Origin of the sequence: Pseudotabrizicola algicola (assembly GCF_010915705.1) — a bacterium.
GTDB classification, from domain to species: Bacteria; Pseudomonadota; Alphaproteobacteria; order Rhodobacterales; family Rhodobacteraceae; genus Pseudotabrizicola; species Pseudotabrizicola algicola.
The window spans coordinates 110,781-127,917 of sequence record NZ_JAAIKE010000001.1 but is presented as its reverse complement, the minus strand read 5'-3'; the positions used below and the strand labels follow the sequence as shown (position 1 = coordinate 127,917).

The window sequence follows — 17,137 nt, the reverse complement described above, 5'->3', positions numbered from 1 at the left end:
GCCTAGCGCCCGACGCCGACAGTCTGGCCAAAGATGCGGGCCATATGTTCTGTCATGTAGATGTGCAGCCACGGGGTGAATTTGGCAGGCGCGCGCCGCACTTCGGCGGCAAGATCGTATAGATCAACCCAGCGCGTCTCCATCACCTCCTCGGGGTCTGGCGATACCGACAGGTCCGGCCCCGCCTCGGCCACGAAGATATCCACCAGTTCATGCTCGATCAGGCCGTTGCCCACATCGGCGCGGTATTCCACCCGGTCGGTGAATGCCGGAAACAGGTTCACTATGCCCAACTCTTCCCGCAGACGGCGCACCGCGCAGGCTGCCGGATCTTCGTCCCAACGCGGATGGGTGCAGCAGGTGTTGGCCCAAAGCCCCGGCGTGTGGTACTTCCCCAAGGCGCGGCGCTGGATCAGCACGCGGCCCTTGTCGAGCACAAAAACCGACACCGCCTTGTGACGCAGGCCGCGCTGATGCACTTCCAGCTTGCCCACGGGGGTGAGCTGGCCATCGACCCAAGCCGGAATCATCTCTTCGGTGGCGACAAGCGTATTCATGACCACTTTGGCGATACCAAACCGAGCAGATGCGCCATGTTCTTCAATCCGATCTTGAGATGCGCCATAGGCCGTGCCTTGACGAGGGATTTGTTCATATAGGCCTCGAATGTCAGCTTTTGCACATCAAGATCATGGCACAGGCTTACGAAACGCTCGCGCCGGTCGTCGCTGCGATAATAGGCATCCTGCATGGAACGCAAGACCCGGAATACGGTGCCGTGTTCGCGCATGAACAACTTTCGGGCGATGCGCAGGTCCTTGGCACGGCCCGATGCCAACGCCGCCTGCGCCGCGGTCGCGGCCACCCTGCCACCGGCCATCGCATAGAAAATCCCTTCGCCAGACGAGGGTGCGACCACGCCGGCGGCATCCCCGGCCAGCACCACATCGCGCCCGTTGTCCCATCGGTCCAAGGGCTTGAGAGGGATCGGCGCGCCTTCCTTGCGGATTGTCTCGCAGGCCGCGAGTCCTGCCATCGCGCGCAAGGAAGCGGTCGCCTGCTTCAGATCGACGCCGTCCACTTCGGTCCCCATGCCGACGCTGGCATGTTTGCCATGCGGAAACACCCAGCCGTAGAAATCGGGGCTGATCCGGCCATCATAGATCACATCGCAGCGCATCGGGTCATAATCGGCATTGGCGGCAAATCCGCCAGTCGGGGCGGCGATGATCTCGTGATAGGCGATGACATAGGGGATCTTGTCGCCCCCCGGCACCTCGGCACGCGCCACCGCAGAGCGCGCGCCATCGGCCCCGATGACAAGTTGCGTCGTGCTGCGCTGCTCTGCTCCGCTGGCTTTGTCGCGCCAGATGACATGTGTGCCTGCCGCATCCCGCTCGATCCGAAGGAAAGTGCCTGTCAGACGGTTGGCCCCGGTCATGGCGGCGCGGTCGCGCAGAAACTCGTCAAAATCCTCGCGGTCGACCATGCCGACAAAGCCGCCTTCGATATGGATATCGACCACGCGGCCTGTGGGGCTGATCATGCGGGCGGTGCTGATCTTTGCCACCAGCATATGATCGGGAATGTCGAAATCGCGGATCGCGCGCGGCGGGATGGCACCGCCGCAGGGCTTGATACGCCCGGCACGGTCCAGCATGGCGACCCGATATCCTGCGCGGGCGAGATCCTCGGCGGCGGTTGCCCCCGACGGGCCGCCGCCCACCACGAAAACATCATATTGCATGGTCATTCTCCCGGAATGGCAAGGGCGTGGGCCTGCGCCTCGCGCCCCCCACGGGTTGCGTCGATCACCCGAAGGGCGATGGCCGCTGCGGTCAGAAACAGGGCTGCTTCGGCCAGAAAAACCAGACCGAAGGCGGCAGGCGTGGGCAGCCACAGCCGCAGCAGATCAACCAGAGCGGCCCCGAGCAGGCCACCGAACCCGGCGGCAAGCGCCTGCGCCGCGCCCCACAGGCCCATGCGGGTGCCTTCGCGTGCGCCGCGTCCCTGCCCCGCAAGGGCCATCATCGAGCCAATGGCGGCAACGGCAAACATGCCATTGAACACGCCAAGCGCGATCACCGCCGGCACCAGGAAACCGAGTTCGGCCTGACCCAGCCCCGCGATCACCGCCAGCGAGAGCGCAGAGCCGACACAGCCTGCAACCACCCATTGGCGCAGCGTGCCAAACCGCAGACCGGTTGCCGCGATCCCGACCGCCAGCATGCCGACAAACACCCCGCCATTCTGCGCGCCGGAAAGCTGTGTGCTTTGACCGACGCCAAAACCGAACACAAGCCCGGCATAGGGCTCGAGGATGAGTTCCTGCATGAAGTAAGCGGTCATCGACAGAAAGACGAAGAGCGTGAAGGCACGCGCCTGCGGCTCGGCCCAGATCTGCGCCAAGCCCTGACGGAATGGCGCAGGATCGGCTTCACGCTCGGCAATCACCCGCGCCTCGATGCCCCAGACCGCCAAAGCGGTCAGCACAACCGCGCCCAAGGTCACGCTGCCCACGATCTCCAGCAATAACGCAGGAGTGTAGTCCTTGAGCAGATGGCCCACGGTGCCCGCAGTCACAGCGATGCCGAAGATCATCATCAACCAAGTGATGGTCGCCGCTGCGGCACGCCGCTGGGGCGCGGTGGCCGTTGCCAGCAGGGCGAGGAGCGAGGTACCTGATGCCCCCACCCCGACCCCGATGAGCGCATAGGCAAGGACCGACAACGCCAGCCCCGCCTGCGGTTGCTCCGGAATAATGAGGACACCAAGCGCGGCCAGAAACGCGCCCAGCGAGAGAGCAGCCATCCCGCCGATGATAAAGGTCGTGCGGTTCCCTCGCGTGTCCGAACGAAAGCCCCAGTTTGGCCGCGTGATCTGGATGCCGTAGTGCAGCGCGACCAGAAACCCCGGCACCAATGCAGGCAGCGCCAGTTCCACCACCATCAGACGGTTGAGCGTGCTTGTGGTCAGCACCACCACCGCGCCGAGGCACATCTGCACCAGACCAAGACGGGCGATCTGGACCCAACCGAGTTTCATCCCGCCACCCCCAGATTGCGCAGCGCAAAAGCGGCGATCATCATGCCCGAGACATAGAACACCACCCCGGTGCCGTTATACCAGGGCGCATGTTTCTTGGGGTCGCGGAACAGCCGCCGCATGGCCACGATCTGCGCCATGAGCAAGAGCGCGACCGCAAGCCCGTGCCAAGGCGCGCCCCAGATCAGCAAGAGCGCGATGACGATGGCCTGCGCCATGCCCATCGTGGTGCAGGCGATGCGCGCGGCGACCTCTGGCCCCAGCACCACGGGAAGCGAGCGGACGCCATGCTGGCGATCCCCCTCGAGCGCCTTGAAATCATTGAGCGTCATGATGCCATGCGCGCCAAGCGCATAGAGACAGGCGATCATCACAACCTCGAAACGGGGCGCTGCGGACAGCAGAACCGCCGCGCCGGTGAACCACGGCAGCCCCTCGTATGACAGACCCACAAGCCCCGGCCCCCACCAGCCCGAACGCTTGAGCCGGACCGGTTCTGCCGAATAGGCCCAAGCGGCCAGCACGCCGACAAGCGTCGCGCCAAAGCCCAAAGGCCCCAGCAGCGCCCCGATCGCCAAGGAAATCACCGTCATCGCCAGAGCGATGTAAAGCCCCCAACGACCCGGAATGCGGCCGGAGGGGATCGGGCGGTTTGGCTCGTTCACCGCGTCGACATGCCGGTCGCACCAGTCATTCGCCGCCTGCGACATGCCGCAGACGATCGGACCTGCCAGCACCATGCCCAGAACGACAATCGCCCAGTTGCCGGCCAGCGGGACCCCCGCCGAAACCGCTCCGCACAGATAGGCCCAGATGGGCGGAAACCATGTGATCGGCTTGATCAGCTCCAGCATGGCGCGGGGCTGCGGGGTCGTGCGGGCAAAGGGGGCGATGCTTGCGGTCATATGTCAACTAAACAGGACAATCGAGAGTCGGGCAAGGGGTTTGGCCCGGATTATGTAAACCAAAGATGACATATTCTGCGCGAAGGTCAGACCCGGCGCGCTAGAGGTGCTGAGGGGCCGACAGGAGCAAGGCCGACCGAAGGATCAGGACAGAGGAGAAAACGGCAGCTTTCGGCGCCCGTCGCCGCGCAGGCGATTTCGGTCACCCTGACCTTGGGCCAGACCAGACGGGCATAGAGCCGTTCAAAGACAGCGGCATGCCAATGGCACAGGGGGCGCTCGGATTGCTCTCCCCTGATCAGCGGATTGCCCGTGACCGTGAACTCCAGCGGACGGGTGGCGGTCACGCTGAACCCGCCGCTGCCCGCGAATGTCCAGGCGTGCCGCGTGATGGCGCGGGCAAGCAGGCGCGCCGCAAATGCAGACGGCAGAAGGCGCAAGACGCGTTGTGCCGCGCGTGGGATGCGGTAACGCAGTATGTAATCGCCCGTTGCCTGCCCCGAGGCGCGCAACAGAGCATCGGCCTGCGCGGGCAAAAGGTGGCGCAGCGCGCGGTGCACTGCCGCGCAATCTGTTTCGGAAAGCATGCCGACATCAGGGGGCGGCAGCGCAACACCGGCCTGCAACAGGACGCTGCCGCGCAGATCACGCCCGAGGGCGGCATCAAGCACATGCACGGTCTGCAGAATGGCGTTGGGGCCGATCAGGCCAGCGGCCGCGGTCGATACGGCCATCACCTACTCCGCCGGCTCGTGCATCTGGTCTTTGCCGCCGCCGCAGGCCATTGGCGTGGCGGCCTCGGGTGGGATCTGGAAGGCCCGCCCGGCGGCTCGCTCTTTCATTTGGGCCCGCACTGCCGCCTGCCGTTCCTTGTGTCGGCGCACCTTGTCGGCAGAAGCCTCCCAATCGGCCATCTGCGCCTCGGCCACCGTCCGGCTTTCGTCAAAGTGGAAATCGACCGAATTCCTCGTCTGCGGCCCCCAATAGCCCGCCTTGCCCAGATCGTAGAAAGTGCGCCCCACACCCGCCTTCAAAAAGGCCTTCAGACAGCCCAGAAGATAGCGCCGCCGAAACCCGGTGCCGCGCCACGGATAATGGAAGAGCGCCTTGCGCATATAGAAGCGGCGGTAATTCTTCATCACCCCATCCAGCAATTCGCCCCGCGTCAGGGCCGCGGGCTTCATGATGGGGGTCACAAAGTTATACTTCGAATAATCAAAGACTTCGACCTGATCCTTGATCTCCTGAAACAAGGGCGTAAAGGGCCAAGGCGTATACATCGCCCAATTGGCAAGATCGGGCTGCCAATCCCACGCCATCTGGAAGGTCTCTTCCAGCGTCTCCTTGGTTTCATTGTCCAGCCCCACGATGAACTGGGCCTCGACGAAAATGTCGGCCTCGCGCAGCAGGCGGACCGCCTCCTTGTTCTCGGCGACGGTGGTTTCCTTGTTGAACAGGTCCAGTTTGAGTTGCGCCGCCGCCTCGGTGCCAAGCGAGACATGTACCAATCCGGCGCGGCGGTAGAATTTCAGCAGATCGCGGTCACGGTATATATCGGTGACACGGGTGTTGATGCCCCATTTGACGCGCGCGGGCAGTCCCCGATCAATCAAGGCCTGACAGAACTCGACGAACTTCTTCTTGTTGATCGTCGGCTCTTCGTCGGCAAGGATGAAAAACCCGACCCCGTGGTCATTCACCAGCCGCTCGATTTCGTCCACCACCTTGATGGGGTCGCGCACGCGGTAATCACGCCAGAACTTCCACTGCGAGCAGAAAGAACAGGTGAACGGACATCCGCGCGCCATGTTCGGAATGGCCACTTTGACCCCGAGCGGAACATAGATGTATTTGTCCCATTCAAGGATGGACCAATCCGGGTCGATCCCGTCGAGGTTCTTGACGGTGGGGGCAGCTTGGGTGCTGACAATCTCGGACCCGTCAAGAAAGGCAAGGCCCTTGATCTTGCGGCGGTCTTGCGGCCAGCGGCCATCGCGGACCGCCTGCATCAGGGCAACCATAATCTCTTCGCCTTCTCCGCGGACGATCACGTCTATCCAGGGGGCCTCGGTCAGCACCTGCCGGAACATGAAGGTGGCATGGATTCCGCCAAGCACCCGCAGGGCAGCCGGAGCCACCTCTGCCGCAATGCGCATCACCTCTTCGGCTTCGTAGATCGCAGGGGTAATGGCAGTGGTGCCGACCACATCAGGGCGCAGCGCACGCAGACGGGCGCGGATTTCGTCAGGGCCATAGTGATTGGTCATCGCGTCGATGAAGTGGATGTCATCAAATCCCGCCGCACGCAGGCTGCCCGTCAGATAAGCCACCCATGCCGGGGGCCAGTTTCCCGCGATCTCTGCCCCGCCGGAATGGTAGTTGGGGTGAATGAAAACGATCCGCATGGCTGCTCTCCGGGATGAAGTGTCTACCAAAATTGACACCGCTTCGCCGCAAGATCGTTGATCTAGGTCAATCGCCCGCCAGGTTCCCGCCCGTCGCGTCAGCGGGAAAAGCAAAAAGGGGCGGAAAACCGCCCCGTTGCCCTACCGCTCCGCAAGCCTATCGGCGGTCAGTCGCCATCCTTGTTGATCAGCCCGTATTTGCGCAGCTTCACATACAGCGATTGCCGCGAAAGGCTGAGCATATCGGCGGCAGCAACGCGGTTGTTGCGCGTCAACTCCAGCGCCGTTTCTATGCACATCCGTTCAATGACATCGGTGGTTTCCGCCACGATATCGCGCAGCGTGGACGAGCCCACCAGTTCCATCACATTGCGCATGCCCTCTTCGTTCGGCACGCCTGCCGGACGCCGCAACGTCTCGGCGCGGCTGACATCCCGCACCACCAGCGCCAAGACCGGATTGGGCCGGTCATTCAGCCAGCTTGCCGACAGTTCAACCGCGGTCTGTCCGGAAAAATCGGTGGTCAGACGCGTCGCATAAAGACGTAACTGTCCGGTGCGTTTGACATTGTCGAGCAGCACGCGCAGATCGACCGCCCCGCGCGCCAGATAATCGGCCAGAGAACGCCCCCGCACCGAGGCCGTATTGGCGCTGTCCGTCAGGTTCAGAAATGCCTCGTTCGCGGAAACGATGATGCCTTCCGCGTCGGTGAACACGATCCCGTCCACCCCTTCCTGATACAGCCGCGCCAGATTTGCGTTCAGATCATCGCCTTGCGGTGTCATGCTGTCGGCATGGTCGATCTGGCACATGAGCAGGCGCTCGCCTGCGGCACGGAACATGGTCGGTGTCACCAGCAACCGCTTTTGCGAACGGCGCGCTGACAATTCGATCGGACCGCTGCTTTCGGCGACGGCGAGATTGGCCATGCTTTCCAGAAACTCGCCCCGACGACGCCCTTCGAACTCCTGCGCGATCGCAGCGCCGATCATTTCCGCGCGGCTGCCGCCCAGAAGGTTCGCCGCCGCCGCGTTCAGATCTGTGATCCGTCCGGTCGACATCGACACAATGACCACAGGATCGCGTCCGACCTCCATCAGCACGCGATAGCGGGTATCGGCCTCGCGCTGAGCCTCATAATCCCGCTCCAGCGCCAGTTGCGCGCTGATAAGCTGCTGCTGCACCTCGGCAATCGGGCGCAGATCGCGGCCAATCATCAGAACCGAGTCGTCCGAGCCGATCTTGTGCAGCGAATAGCGGACCGGAAACTCCCATGCGGTGCTGTCGGCATGGTTCAACTCGATCACCGGAGGCGTGCGGCGGCTGCCAAGATCGGCAAGCCGGGCTTCCAGCTTGCGCCAGCTTTCGGGCGAGAGAACAGACCGCAGGGGAATACCTTCCCAATCTGCAACCCTTGCCTGTATGCCGCTTGCAGGGTTCACAAGCACCGAAATGATCTTGAGGGCAGGAGAGATTAGCAAAGCAAGATCGCTGGCAGAGGAAATGATTTCCCCCATCAGCTCCGGAGCGATCAACGGAAGCTTTCCGCCATTCAAAAGGTGCCGTCCATCCGTTGTCACCTGACTATCCGTTCTTTTGCTGCACGCCGGCCAAGGGCTGGCACGCTCTACGTTATCACTGTCATCTGGGGACGCTTGCAGATCAGGCCAAGGGCCTCTGCCGCTTTCGACAGATCGTTCGTCACGATATCCACCCCAGACACAGACACGATGTTTTCTCCCTGCCCCAGTATCGCCCCGCCAAGCGCGATGGGCGGGCCTTTTGGTATGCTTTCTCGGAGGGTTTTCACCAACCCGGTGCAACTTTCAAGCTTTTCGTGGCTGGCAACTGAAATCATTACCCCGTCAAACCGCCGCTGCGCCAGAATTGCCGCAACATCCCGGGCGCTTGGCGCAACACGCAGACAGACAGACACCCCTTTCCTGTGCAACCAACTGGCGGCCACCCGCGCCCCCAATGAGTGTTGCTCGCCGTCGGGAACCAGAACCAGAACCGTCGAACCCGCCGCATCGCCGGTGCCGTCTGCCACCCAGCTTTGCCCGATGTCCTTCACAAAAGATTGAAGCCTTGCCGTGCCGATACTGACGTCGGCAAAGGAGAGAAGGTCATCCTCCCAGGCCCGCCCCAATCTGCGCGCCACTTCGGGTATGTAATGATCTACGATCGCCTCATGCGAGACGCGCGCCCGTTTGATGTCGACCAAAACCCTTTCCAGAGCGCGCGGATCGGCATGGCGCGCCGCTGCCAGAACGGCAGCTAGAACAGGCTCCTTAAGTGCAACTCCGGGCGCCCCGTCACGGGCAACAACCCTTGCCACCACCTCGGCGGCAAACTGCGAGAACCCAGAATTTCCCACCCTGCGCAGCCTGTCTCCTGAAAAATCGCCATCCTGCATTTCAGGCTCCGACACCACTTTACAGATCGCGCCACGAGCATAACCCCAGGTATGGCGCACCTGACCACGCAAGTTTCGTTCACGCGCCTTTCACCACCCACTGTCACCCAGCCATGAAAGGTTGTCAAATCAAATTGACACTTTACGGTCGGCCGCCGCCCCCCAAAGATTGTCAATTGGTTGTTCCAGATACATATTTATTCGTTTTTTCCCATGCTGGACGCTGCGCACCACAACGATCAAAAAACGAGCGCTCCCGACACAATACTGTAAGTTTATGTTGACAGTTCCACCCCCGAGACTAACCTGTAAGCACCACAGTCGAGAGGGAGGGCCGCGGCCTATGCAGCCAGAGCCAAAACAAGGGGCGCGCAGGCAGCTTTACACGCCCGCACAGCGGGCTCGCCGCGACGCGACGAAATGGACACTGGTGCAGGGCATTCTTGCGCCGCTGCAGTTTCTTGTCTTCGCCCTGTCGCTTGTACTGGTCCTGCGCTTTCTGTGGACAGGCGAAGGCTATACAGCTGCGACCGCCTCCATCCTTCTCAAGACCGCTCTGCTCTATGTGATCATGGTCACGGGAGCGATCTGGGAAAAGGTGGTCTTTGGCCAGTATCTCTTTGCTCCGGCTTTCTTTTGGGAAGATGTCGTCAGCTTCGGCGTGATCGCGCTGCACAGCTTTTACCTTTACGGACTGATCAGCGGTGCGCTGTCGCCAGCGGCCCAGATGGGCGTCGCGCTGGCCGCTTATGCGGCCTATGTCCTTAACGCCGCGCAGTTCCTGTGGAAGCTGCGGCTGGCACGGCTTGATGCCGAAGCGGCGGGCGCGCCCTCTGTCATGAAGGGAGCCGCGGCATGAGCCTCGATTCCCCAGCCCGCGGCTGCCGCGACACGCCAGTGCTGAAAGAGCGTGGCCAACGAGAGGTGTTCTGCGGGCTGACGGGAATCATCTGGCTGCACCGCAAGATGCAGGATGCGTTCTTTCTGGTGGTCGGCTCGCGGACCTGCGCCCATCTGCTGCAGGCAGCGGCCGGAGTGATGATTTTCGCAGAGCCGCGCTTTGGCACCGCAATCCTGGAAGAAAAGGACCTCGCCGGTCTGGCCGATGCCAATACCGAACTTGACCGCGAAGTGGCCCGCCTGCTCGCGCGCCGCCCGGACATCAAGCAGCTCTTCCTCGTCGGCTCCTGCCCCTCCGAGGTGATCAAGCTTGATCTCGCCCGTGCGGCCGAACGGCTGAGCGCGCTGCACGCGCCACATGTGCGGGTCTACAACTATTCGGGTTCGGGAATCGAGACGACCTTCACCCAAGGCGAAGATGCCTGCCTTGCCGCGATGGTTCCCGGCCTTGCGCAAACCCAAGCGCGCGAGTTGCTGGTGGTGGGCGCGCTTCCCGATGTGGTCGAAGACCAATGCCTCTCCCTGCTGGCGCAGCTCGGCGTCGGCCCGGTGCGCATGCTGCCCGCGCGCCGCTCTGCCGATCTGCCGGCGGTCGGGCCGAACACCGTCTTTGCGCTGGTGCAACCCTTCCTTGGCGATACCCATGCCGCGCTTGTCCGGCGCGGCGCCACACACTTGCCCGCCCCCTTCCCCTTTGGCGAGGAAGGCACCACGGCATGGCTTTGGACGGTCGCGCAGGCCTTTGGCGTCAGCCGCCCCCATTTTGACGCAGTGACCGCCGCCCCGCGCGCACGTGCGGCAAAAGCGGTTGCCGCGCATGCCGCAACGCTCTCGGGCAAGTCGGTGTTCTTTTTCCCCGACAGCCAACTCGAAATCCCGCTCGCCCGTTTTCTCGCCCGCGAATGCGGCATGTTGCCCATCGAGGTCGGCACCCCCTTCCTCCACCTCGGCATCACCGGTCCGGATCTTGACCTGCTGCCCGAAGGTCCGGTCATCAGCGAAGGTCAGGATGTCGAACGCCAGCTTGACCGCCAGCACGCCGCCAAGCCTGATCTCACCGTCTGCGGCCTTGGCCTTGCCAACCCGCTGGAGGCCAAGGGCCATACCACCAAATGGGCGATCGAGCTGGTGTTCACGCCTGTCCATTTCTACGAACAGGCGGGCGATCTCGCCGCCCTGTTCAGCCGCCCGCTGCGCCGCAAGGCCCTGCTGACCCCCGCCGGAGGCAAGCCATGAAGCTGACTCTCTGGACATATGAAGGCCCCCCGCATGTCGGTGCCATGCGCGTCGCGACCGGGATGACCGGACTGCATTACGTACTGCATGCGCCGCAAGGGGATACCTACGCCGATCTTCTCTTCACAATGATCGAACGGCGCAACCATCGCCCGCCTGTCACCTACACCACCTTCCAGGCCCGCGATCTGGGCGCTGACACGGCAAATCTTTTCAAGGACGCCGCGCGCGGGGCATATGAGCGTTTCCGCCCGCAAGCGATGATCGTCGGAGCCTCCTGCACCGCCGAGCTTATCCAGGATGATCCGGGGGGGCTGGCCGAGGCCATCGGCCTGCCCTGCCCTGTGATCCCGCTCGACTTGCCGAGCTACCAGCGCAAGGAAAACTTCGGGGCGGACGAAACCTTTCACCAGATCGTGCGCGCCTTGGCAAAACCGATGCCACGCAGCGAGACCATCACCTGCAACATCCTCGGCGCCACCGCGCTCGGCTTCCGGCATCGCGACGATGTGGCCGAAGTGACCAAGCTGCTGCGGCTGATGGGGATTGGCGTGAATGTCGCAGCGCCGATGGGAGCAAGCCCGGCGGACATCGCCCGGATGGGGCAGGCCCATTTCAACGTGCTGCTCTATCCCGAAACCGGGGAATCTGCTGCGCGCTATCTGGAGCGGGCCTGCGGGCAGCCCTGGACAAAGGTCGTTCCCTTGGGCGTGGGGGCAACCCGCGATTTCCTGCACGAGGTTTCGGGCCTGACGGGGCTGTCGCCGAAAGTGGATGAAAGCGGGCTGCGGCTGCCGTGGTGGTCGGCCAGCGTGGACAGCACCTATCTGACCGGAAAGCGCGTCTTCCTGTTTGGCGATGCCACCCATGTCATCGCAGCGGCCCGTATCGCCGCCACCGAGATCGGTTTCGAGGTGGTGGGCATGGGCTGTTACAACCGCGAATTCGCGCGGCCCATGCGGGCTGCCGCCAAGGCCTATGGTTTGGAAGCGCTCATCACCGATGATTACCTCGAGGTCGAGGATGCCATCGCCGCCGCCGCGCCGGAACTGATCCTTGGCACCCAGCAAGAGCGCCACATCGGCAAGCGTCTGGGTATCCCCTGCGCCGTGATCTCCAGCCCCGTGCATGTGCAGGATTTCCCCGCCCGCTACAGCCCCCAGATGGGGTTCGAGGGGGCGAATGTGATCTTCGATACCTGGATCCATCCGCTGGTGATGGGCCTTGAAGAACATCTGCTGACCATGTTCCGCGAGGATTTCGAGTTTCACTCGGACGCAGGCCCCAGCCACCACGGTGCCAAGGCCGATCTGCGCGCGGTGACTGACATCGCGTCTGACGATGCACCTGGGGCCGATCTTGCAGGGGGGGCGCTGCCCCCCGGCTCCGCCTCCCCCCGGGATACTTCCGGACAAAAAATGCCCTCAGAGGTGCAAGCTCCGATGGCTGCGGCGGGCGGCCTGCTTTGGCAGGCCGCCGCCGAGCGCGAGTTGAAGAAGATCCCGTTCTTTGTGCGCGGCAAGGCCAAGCGCAACACCGAGGCCTATGCCAGCGAAAGAGGCGTGGCCGAGATTTCCGTCGAAACCCTTTACGAGGCCAAGGCCCATTATGCGCGATGATCGTCATCCATCGCCGGGTCAGGCTGACGCCGACCAGACAGCACCGCGCAGCGACGGGGCCTATCGCTTTGTGATCGTAACGCTGGATGCCCATGCGGCAGGACCTGCGGCACGGATCGCGCCGCGGCTGGCAATCGATTTTCCGGGGATCGAAGTCTCTGTCCATGCCGCTGCGGAATGGGCCGAGAACCCCGCGGCGCTAGCCGCAGCACGGACCGCCGTGGCACAGGCCGATCTGGTGGTGGCGAACCTTCTGTTCATCGAAGAGCATATCACGGCGATCTTGCCGCAGCTGCAGGCGGCGCGGGCGCGCTGTGATGCCTTTGTCGGGGTCATCGCCGACCCCGCCGTCGTAAAGCTGACCCGAATGGGCGATCTTGACATGAGCCTGCCCGCCTCTGGCCCGATGGCGCTGCTGAAAAAGCTGCGCGGGACCAAGGCACCGTCGGGCGGATCGGGCGAAAAGCAGATGGCGATGCTGCGGCGCCTGCCCAAAATCCTGAAGTATTTTCCCGGAAAGGCTCAGGATTTACGGGCGTGGTTTCTGGCCATGCAGTATTGGCTGGGCGGGTCTGATGACAATCTGGAAGCGATGGTGCGCTTTCTGGTCAGCCGATATTCGGGCAAGCGCACATGGGCGCAGGTCAAGGCTGCCGCGCCGATCGACTATCCGGATGTCGGGCTTTACCATCCCCGCCTGCCCGCCCGGATCACCACCGATGCCGGTCTGATGCCGCGTCCCGATGGCGCGGTGGCGACCGTGGGTCTGTTGATGCTGCGCAGCTATATCCTTGCGGGCGATACGGCGCATTATGATGCGGTGATCGCCGGATTCGAGGCGAAGGGCATCGCGGTGCTGCCTGCCTTTGCCGGAGGCCTCGACGGTCGCCCGGCGATGGAGGCCTATTTTGCCGGACCTGCAGGGGCGCGGGTGGATGCACTGGTGTCGTTGACCGGCTTCAGCCTTGTCGGCGGGCCTGCCTATAACGACAGCCCGGCGGCGGTGGCCGCGCTGAGCAGCCTCGATGTGCCGTATGTCGCAGCGCACCCGCTGGAGTTCCAGACCCTGGGCCAATGGGGCGCGTCGGGTGGCGGTCTGGGGCCGGTAGAGACCACCATGCTGATCGCCCTGCCCGAGATTGACGGTGCGACCAACCCCACTGTCTTTGCCGGGCGGCATGATCTGAACGGCTGCGATGGCTGCGCGCGCAAGTGCCAGCCGCAAAGCGCCGAAGCCTTGCAGACACGCGCCATGGCCCCCTGTTTCGAGCGGATCGAAGCGCTGGCCGACAAGGTGGCGCGACTCGCATGGCTCCGCCGGTCCGAGGTCGCCGACCGGCGGGTCGGGATCGTGCTTTACGGATTTCCGCCAAATGCGGGGGCCGCAGGCACGGCGGCCTATCTGGCGGTGTTTGAATCGCTGCACAACATGCTGCATGCCATGCGCGCGGCGGGGTATCGCGTGGACCCGCCCGCCACGGTCGAGGACTTGCGCGCGGCGGTGCTGGGCGGGTCGGCAAAGACCTATGGACAGCCTGCCAATGTGGCGGCCATCGTGCCGGCGGCAGAGGTCGTGGCCAAGACCCGCTGGCTGAAGGATGTCGAGGCGGCTTGGGGCCCTGCGCCCGGGCGGGTGCAAAGCGACGGGCGAGGCGTCTTTGTTCTGGGCCGCGAGATGGGCAATGTGTTTGTCGGCTTGCAGCCCGTCTTCGGCTATGAGGGCGATCCGATGCGCCTTCTCTTCGAGAAGGGCTTTGCGCCGACGCACGCCTTCACCACGTTTTACCGCTGGATGCGCGACGAGTTTCGCGCCGATGTGCTCTTGCACTTCGGCATGCATGGCGCGCTTGAGTTCATGCCGGGCAAGCAGGCGGGCCTTGGCGCGGGATGCTGGCCGGACCGGTTGATCGGCAACCTGCCCAATGTCTACCTGTACGCCGCCAACAACCCTTCCGAAGCCACGCTGGCCAAACGGCGCAGCAATGCGGTGACGGTCACCCATCTGACGCCGCCGCTGGCGCAGTCGGGGCTTTACAAGGGCTTGGCCGATGTGAAGGACACGCTCTCGCGGCTGCGCGCCCTGCCCCATGCGGCTCCCGAGGCGCATGATCTCGAAGAGTTACTGCACGAACAGGCGCGGGCGGTCGATCTGGATGCAAGCGATCTGGACGGGCTTTGGGTCAAGCTGCTGGAGACCGAAGGCGCGCTGATCACCGATGGCTTGCATGTCATGGGCAAAAGGATGAGCGACAGCCACTTGCAGGCGATGCTGGACCTGATGCCGGATGGCACGGACAAGCTGGCGGCCGAGCGGCTTTTGCGGGAAGAGCATGAGATACCCGCGCTGCTGCGCGCGCTGTCGGGCCGTTTCATCCTTCCGGTGCCGGGCGGCGATCTGATCCGCGCGCCCGAAATTCTGCCGACCGGTCGCAACATCCACGCCTTTGACCCCTTCCGGATGCCGACCGCTTTCGCGATGCAGGATGGCGCCGCACAGGCGGCGCGCTTGCTGGCGGCGGCAGAGCGGCTGCCACGGTCGGTCGCGCTGGTGCTGTGGGGGTCTGACAACATCAAGTCGGATGGCGGTCCGATCGCGCAGGCCTTGGCGTTGATGGGCGCGCGCCCGCGCTTTGACCATTACGGGCGGTTGAGCGGGGCAGACCTGATCCCGCTGTCGGAACTGGGTCGCCCGCGCATCGATGTGGTGATGACGCTGTCGGGGATTTTCCGCGACCTGCTGCCCTTGCAAACGCGGATGCTGGCCGAGGCGGCGTTCAAGGCGGCAACGGCGGAAGAACCGCCGAGCCAGAACTTCATCCGCGCCCATGCTCTGGCCTATGCCGACGAGATGGGGGTGGATATGGAAACCGCGTCCCTGCGGGTGTTTTCCAATGCCGAGGGCGCCTACGGATCCAACGTCAACGTGCTGGTCGGATCATCGGCTTTCGGAGCCGAGGATGAGCTGGCTGATGCCTACGAGGCGCGCAAGAGCTTTGCCTATGGGCGGCAAGGCAAGGCCGTGCAGAACGGGGCATTGCTGCAAAAGGCGCTCAAGGACGTGGATCTGGCCTATCAGAATCTTGAATCCGTCGAACTGGGCGTCACCTCGGTGGATCATTATTTCGACACGCTGGGCGGCATCGCGCGTGCGGTGAAACGCGCGCGCGGCGGACAGGATACGCCGGTGTTCATCGGCGATCAGACACGCGGGGCGGGCACGGTGCGCCCCTTGCGCGACCAGATCGCGCTCGAAACCCGCTCGCGCAGCCTGAACCCCAAGTTTTTTGAAGGCTTGCTGCGTCACGGGGCCGAAGGTGTGCGGCAGATCGAGGCGCATGTGACCAACACTCTTGGCTGGTCGGCGACAACCGCTGCGGTTGATCCTTGGGTCTATCAGCGCCTGTCGGAAACCTTTGTGCTGGATGATGCGATGCGCGCGCGGCTTGCGGGGTTGAACCCCGAGGCGAGCAACCGGATGGCGCAGCGCCTGCTGGAAGCGTCGGACCGCAACTACTGGCAGCCGGATGCGGAAACGCTGGCGGCGCTGCAACGCGCGGCGGACGAGATGGAAGACCGTTTGGAAGGGATCGCTGCGGAATGAGACACGGGATCGCCTTCGGGATCGGTGGACTGGGGCTCTGCCCCAGACCCCGGGATATTTTCAGACAGAAAATGGAGGCGTGCCCGCCTCTGGAAAGGAGCGGACAATGAGCCCGCGTGACGAGATACCAAACCTGAGAGGCCTTGACGGCGACGGATCGGTGCAGGTGCATCAGGATGCATCGCTGAAGATCGAAGGCGCCAAGGTGTTTTCAGTCTATGGCAAGGGGGGGATCGGGAAATCGACCACCTCGTCGAACCTGTCGGCGGCGTTTTCGATGATGGGCAAGCGCGTGCTCCAGATCGGCTGCGACCCCAAGCATGACAGCACCTTTACCCTGACCGGGCGGCTGCAGTCGACGGTGATCGACATTCTGAAGGAGGTGGATTTTCACGCCGAGGAACTGCGGCCCGAGGATTATGTTGCGGTGGGCTTCAACGGAGTGAAATGCGTGGAGGCCGGCGGGCCGCCTGCGGGCACGGGCTGTGGCGGCTATGTCGTGGGGCAGACGGTGAAGCTGCTCAAGCAGCACCATCTGCTGGAAGACACCGATGTGGTGATCTTTGACGTGCTGGGCGATGTGGTGTGCGGCGGCTTTGCCGCGCCGTTGCAGCACGCCGACCGCGCGGTGATCGTGACCGCGAATGACTTTGACAGCATTTACGCGATGAACCGGATCATCGCGGCGGTTCAGGCCAAATCGGGCAATTACAAGGTGCAACTGGCAGGCTGCGTCGCCAACCGCTCGCGCGAGACCGATGAGGTGGACCGCTATTGCGCGCGTGTGGGCTTCAACCGTCTGGCGCATATGCCCGACATCGACGCCATCCGCCGCAGTCGCCTGAAAAAGAAGACGTTGTTCGAGATGGACGACGCCGAAGATGTGGTGATGGCGCGGGCCGAATACATGAAGCTGGCCGACACGCTGTGGCGCTCGGTGCAGGGCCCCGGCTCGACCCCGTCCCCGCTGCCTGACCGCGAGATTTTCGAACTTCTGGGGTTTGACTGAT

Annotated in this window: 13 protein-coding genes; 5 read left to right on the top strand and 8 right to left on the bottom strand. The window is 63.6% G+C overall.

The window, feature by feature from the left end; translation table 11 throughout:
* Positions 1–2: 2 nt before the first annotated feature.
* The 8 genes from idi to G3572_RS00585 form a co-directional block, all read right to left on the bottom strand.
* Positions 3–557: an isopentenyl-diphosphate Delta-isomerase gene (idi, locus tag G3572_RS00620; RefSeq protein WP_240335368.1), complete on the bottom strand. Its 555-nt coding sequence runs from the start codon at positions 555–557 to the stop codon at positions 3–5.
* Positions 554–1,747, bottom strand: coding sequence for a geranylgeranyl diphosphate reductase (locus G3572_RS00615; protein WP_164608744.1), 1,194 nt, complete (start codon positions 1,745–1,747; stop codon positions 554–556). Before G3572_RS00615 ends, idi begins: the two co-directional genes overlap by 4 nt.
* A gap of 2 nt (positions 1,748–1,749) precedes the next feature.
* On the bottom strand, positions 1,750–3,045 hold the full coding sequence (locus G3572_RS00610; RefSeq protein ID WP_164608743.1) for a BCD family MFS transporter: 1,296 nt from the start codon (positions 3,043–3,045) through the stop codon (positions 1,750–1,752).
* Positions 3,042–3,950: a chlorophyll synthase ChlG gene (gene chlG / locus G3572_RS00605; protein WP_164608742.1), complete on the bottom strand. Its 909-nt coding sequence runs from the start codon at positions 3,948–3,950 to the stop codon at positions 3,042–3,044. The genes G3572_RS00610 and chlG overlap by 4 nt, the downstream gene beginning before the upstream one ends.
* Positions 3,951–4,036: 86 nt before the next feature.
* Entirely contained in the window at positions 4,037–4,684 is a 648-nt protein-coding gene (gene bchJ, locus G3572_RS00600) for a bacteriochlorophyll 4-vinyl reductase (RefSeq protein WP_164608741.1), read from the bottom strand.
* Positions 4,685–4,687: 3 nt separating this feature from the next.
* Positions 4,688–6,355, bottom strand: coding sequence for a magnesium-protoporphyrin IX monomethyl ester anaerobic oxidative cyclase (gene bchE, locus G3572_RS00595; protein ID WP_164608740.1), 1,668 nt, complete (start codon positions 6,353–6,355; stop codon positions 4,688–4,690).
* A 167-nt stretch (positions 6,356–6,522) separates the two neighbouring features.
* Positions 6,523–7,935 (bottom strand): transcriptional regulator PpsR, encoded by a 1,413-nt coding sequence (gene ppsR, locus G3572_RS00590; protein ID WP_435530941.1) that lies wholly within the window; start codon positions 7,933–7,935, stop codon positions 6,523–6,525.
* Positions 7,936–7,982: 47 nt separating this feature from the next.
* Positions 7,983–8,771: a cobalamin B12-binding domain-containing protein gene (locus G3572_RS00585; protein ID WP_164608739.1), complete on the bottom strand. Its 789-nt coding sequence runs from the start codon at positions 8,769–8,771 to the stop codon at positions 7,983–7,985.
* 343 nt (positions 8,772–9,114) lie between these two features.
* On the opposite strand from G3572_RS00585, the gene bchF reads away from it, so the two are divergent.
* From bchF to bchL, 5 genes are all read left to right on the top strand, one after another.
* Entirely contained in the window at positions 9,115–9,630 is a 516-nt protein-coding gene (bchF, locus tag G3572_RS00580; RefSeq protein ID WP_164608738.1) for a 2-vinyl bacteriochlorophyllide hydratase, read from the top strand.
* Positions 9,627–10,907, top strand: a complete 1,281-nt coding sequence (locus G3572_RS00575; protein ID WP_164608737.1) for a ferredoxin:protochlorophyllide reductase (ATP-dependent) subunit N — start codon at positions 9,627–9,629, stop codon at positions 10,905–10,907. Before bchF ends, G3572_RS00575 begins: the two co-directional genes overlap by 4 nt.
* Positions 10,904–12,526, top strand: coding sequence for a ferredoxin:protochlorophyllide reductase (ATP-dependent) subunit B (bchB, locus tag G3572_RS00570; protein ID WP_164608736.1), 1,623 nt, complete (start codon positions 10,904–10,906; stop codon positions 12,524–12,526). The genes G3572_RS00575 and bchB overlap by 4 nt, the downstream gene beginning before the upstream one ends.
* Positions 12,516–16,127 (top strand): magnesium chelatase subunit H, encoded by a 3,612-nt coding sequence (locus G3572_RS00565; protein ID WP_164608735.1) that lies wholly within the window; start codon positions 12,516–12,518, stop codon positions 16,125–16,127. Before bchB ends, G3572_RS00565 begins: the two co-directional genes overlap by 11 nt.
* A gap of 106 nt (positions 16,128–16,233) precedes the next feature.
* Positions 16,234–17,136, top strand: a complete 903-nt coding sequence (gene bchL / locus G3572_RS00560) for a ferredoxin:protochlorophyllide reductase (ATP-dependent) iron-sulfur ATP-binding protein (RefSeq protein ID WP_164608734.1) — start codon at positions 16,234–16,236, stop codon at positions 17,134–17,136.
* Position 17,137 lies beyond the last annotated feature (1 nt).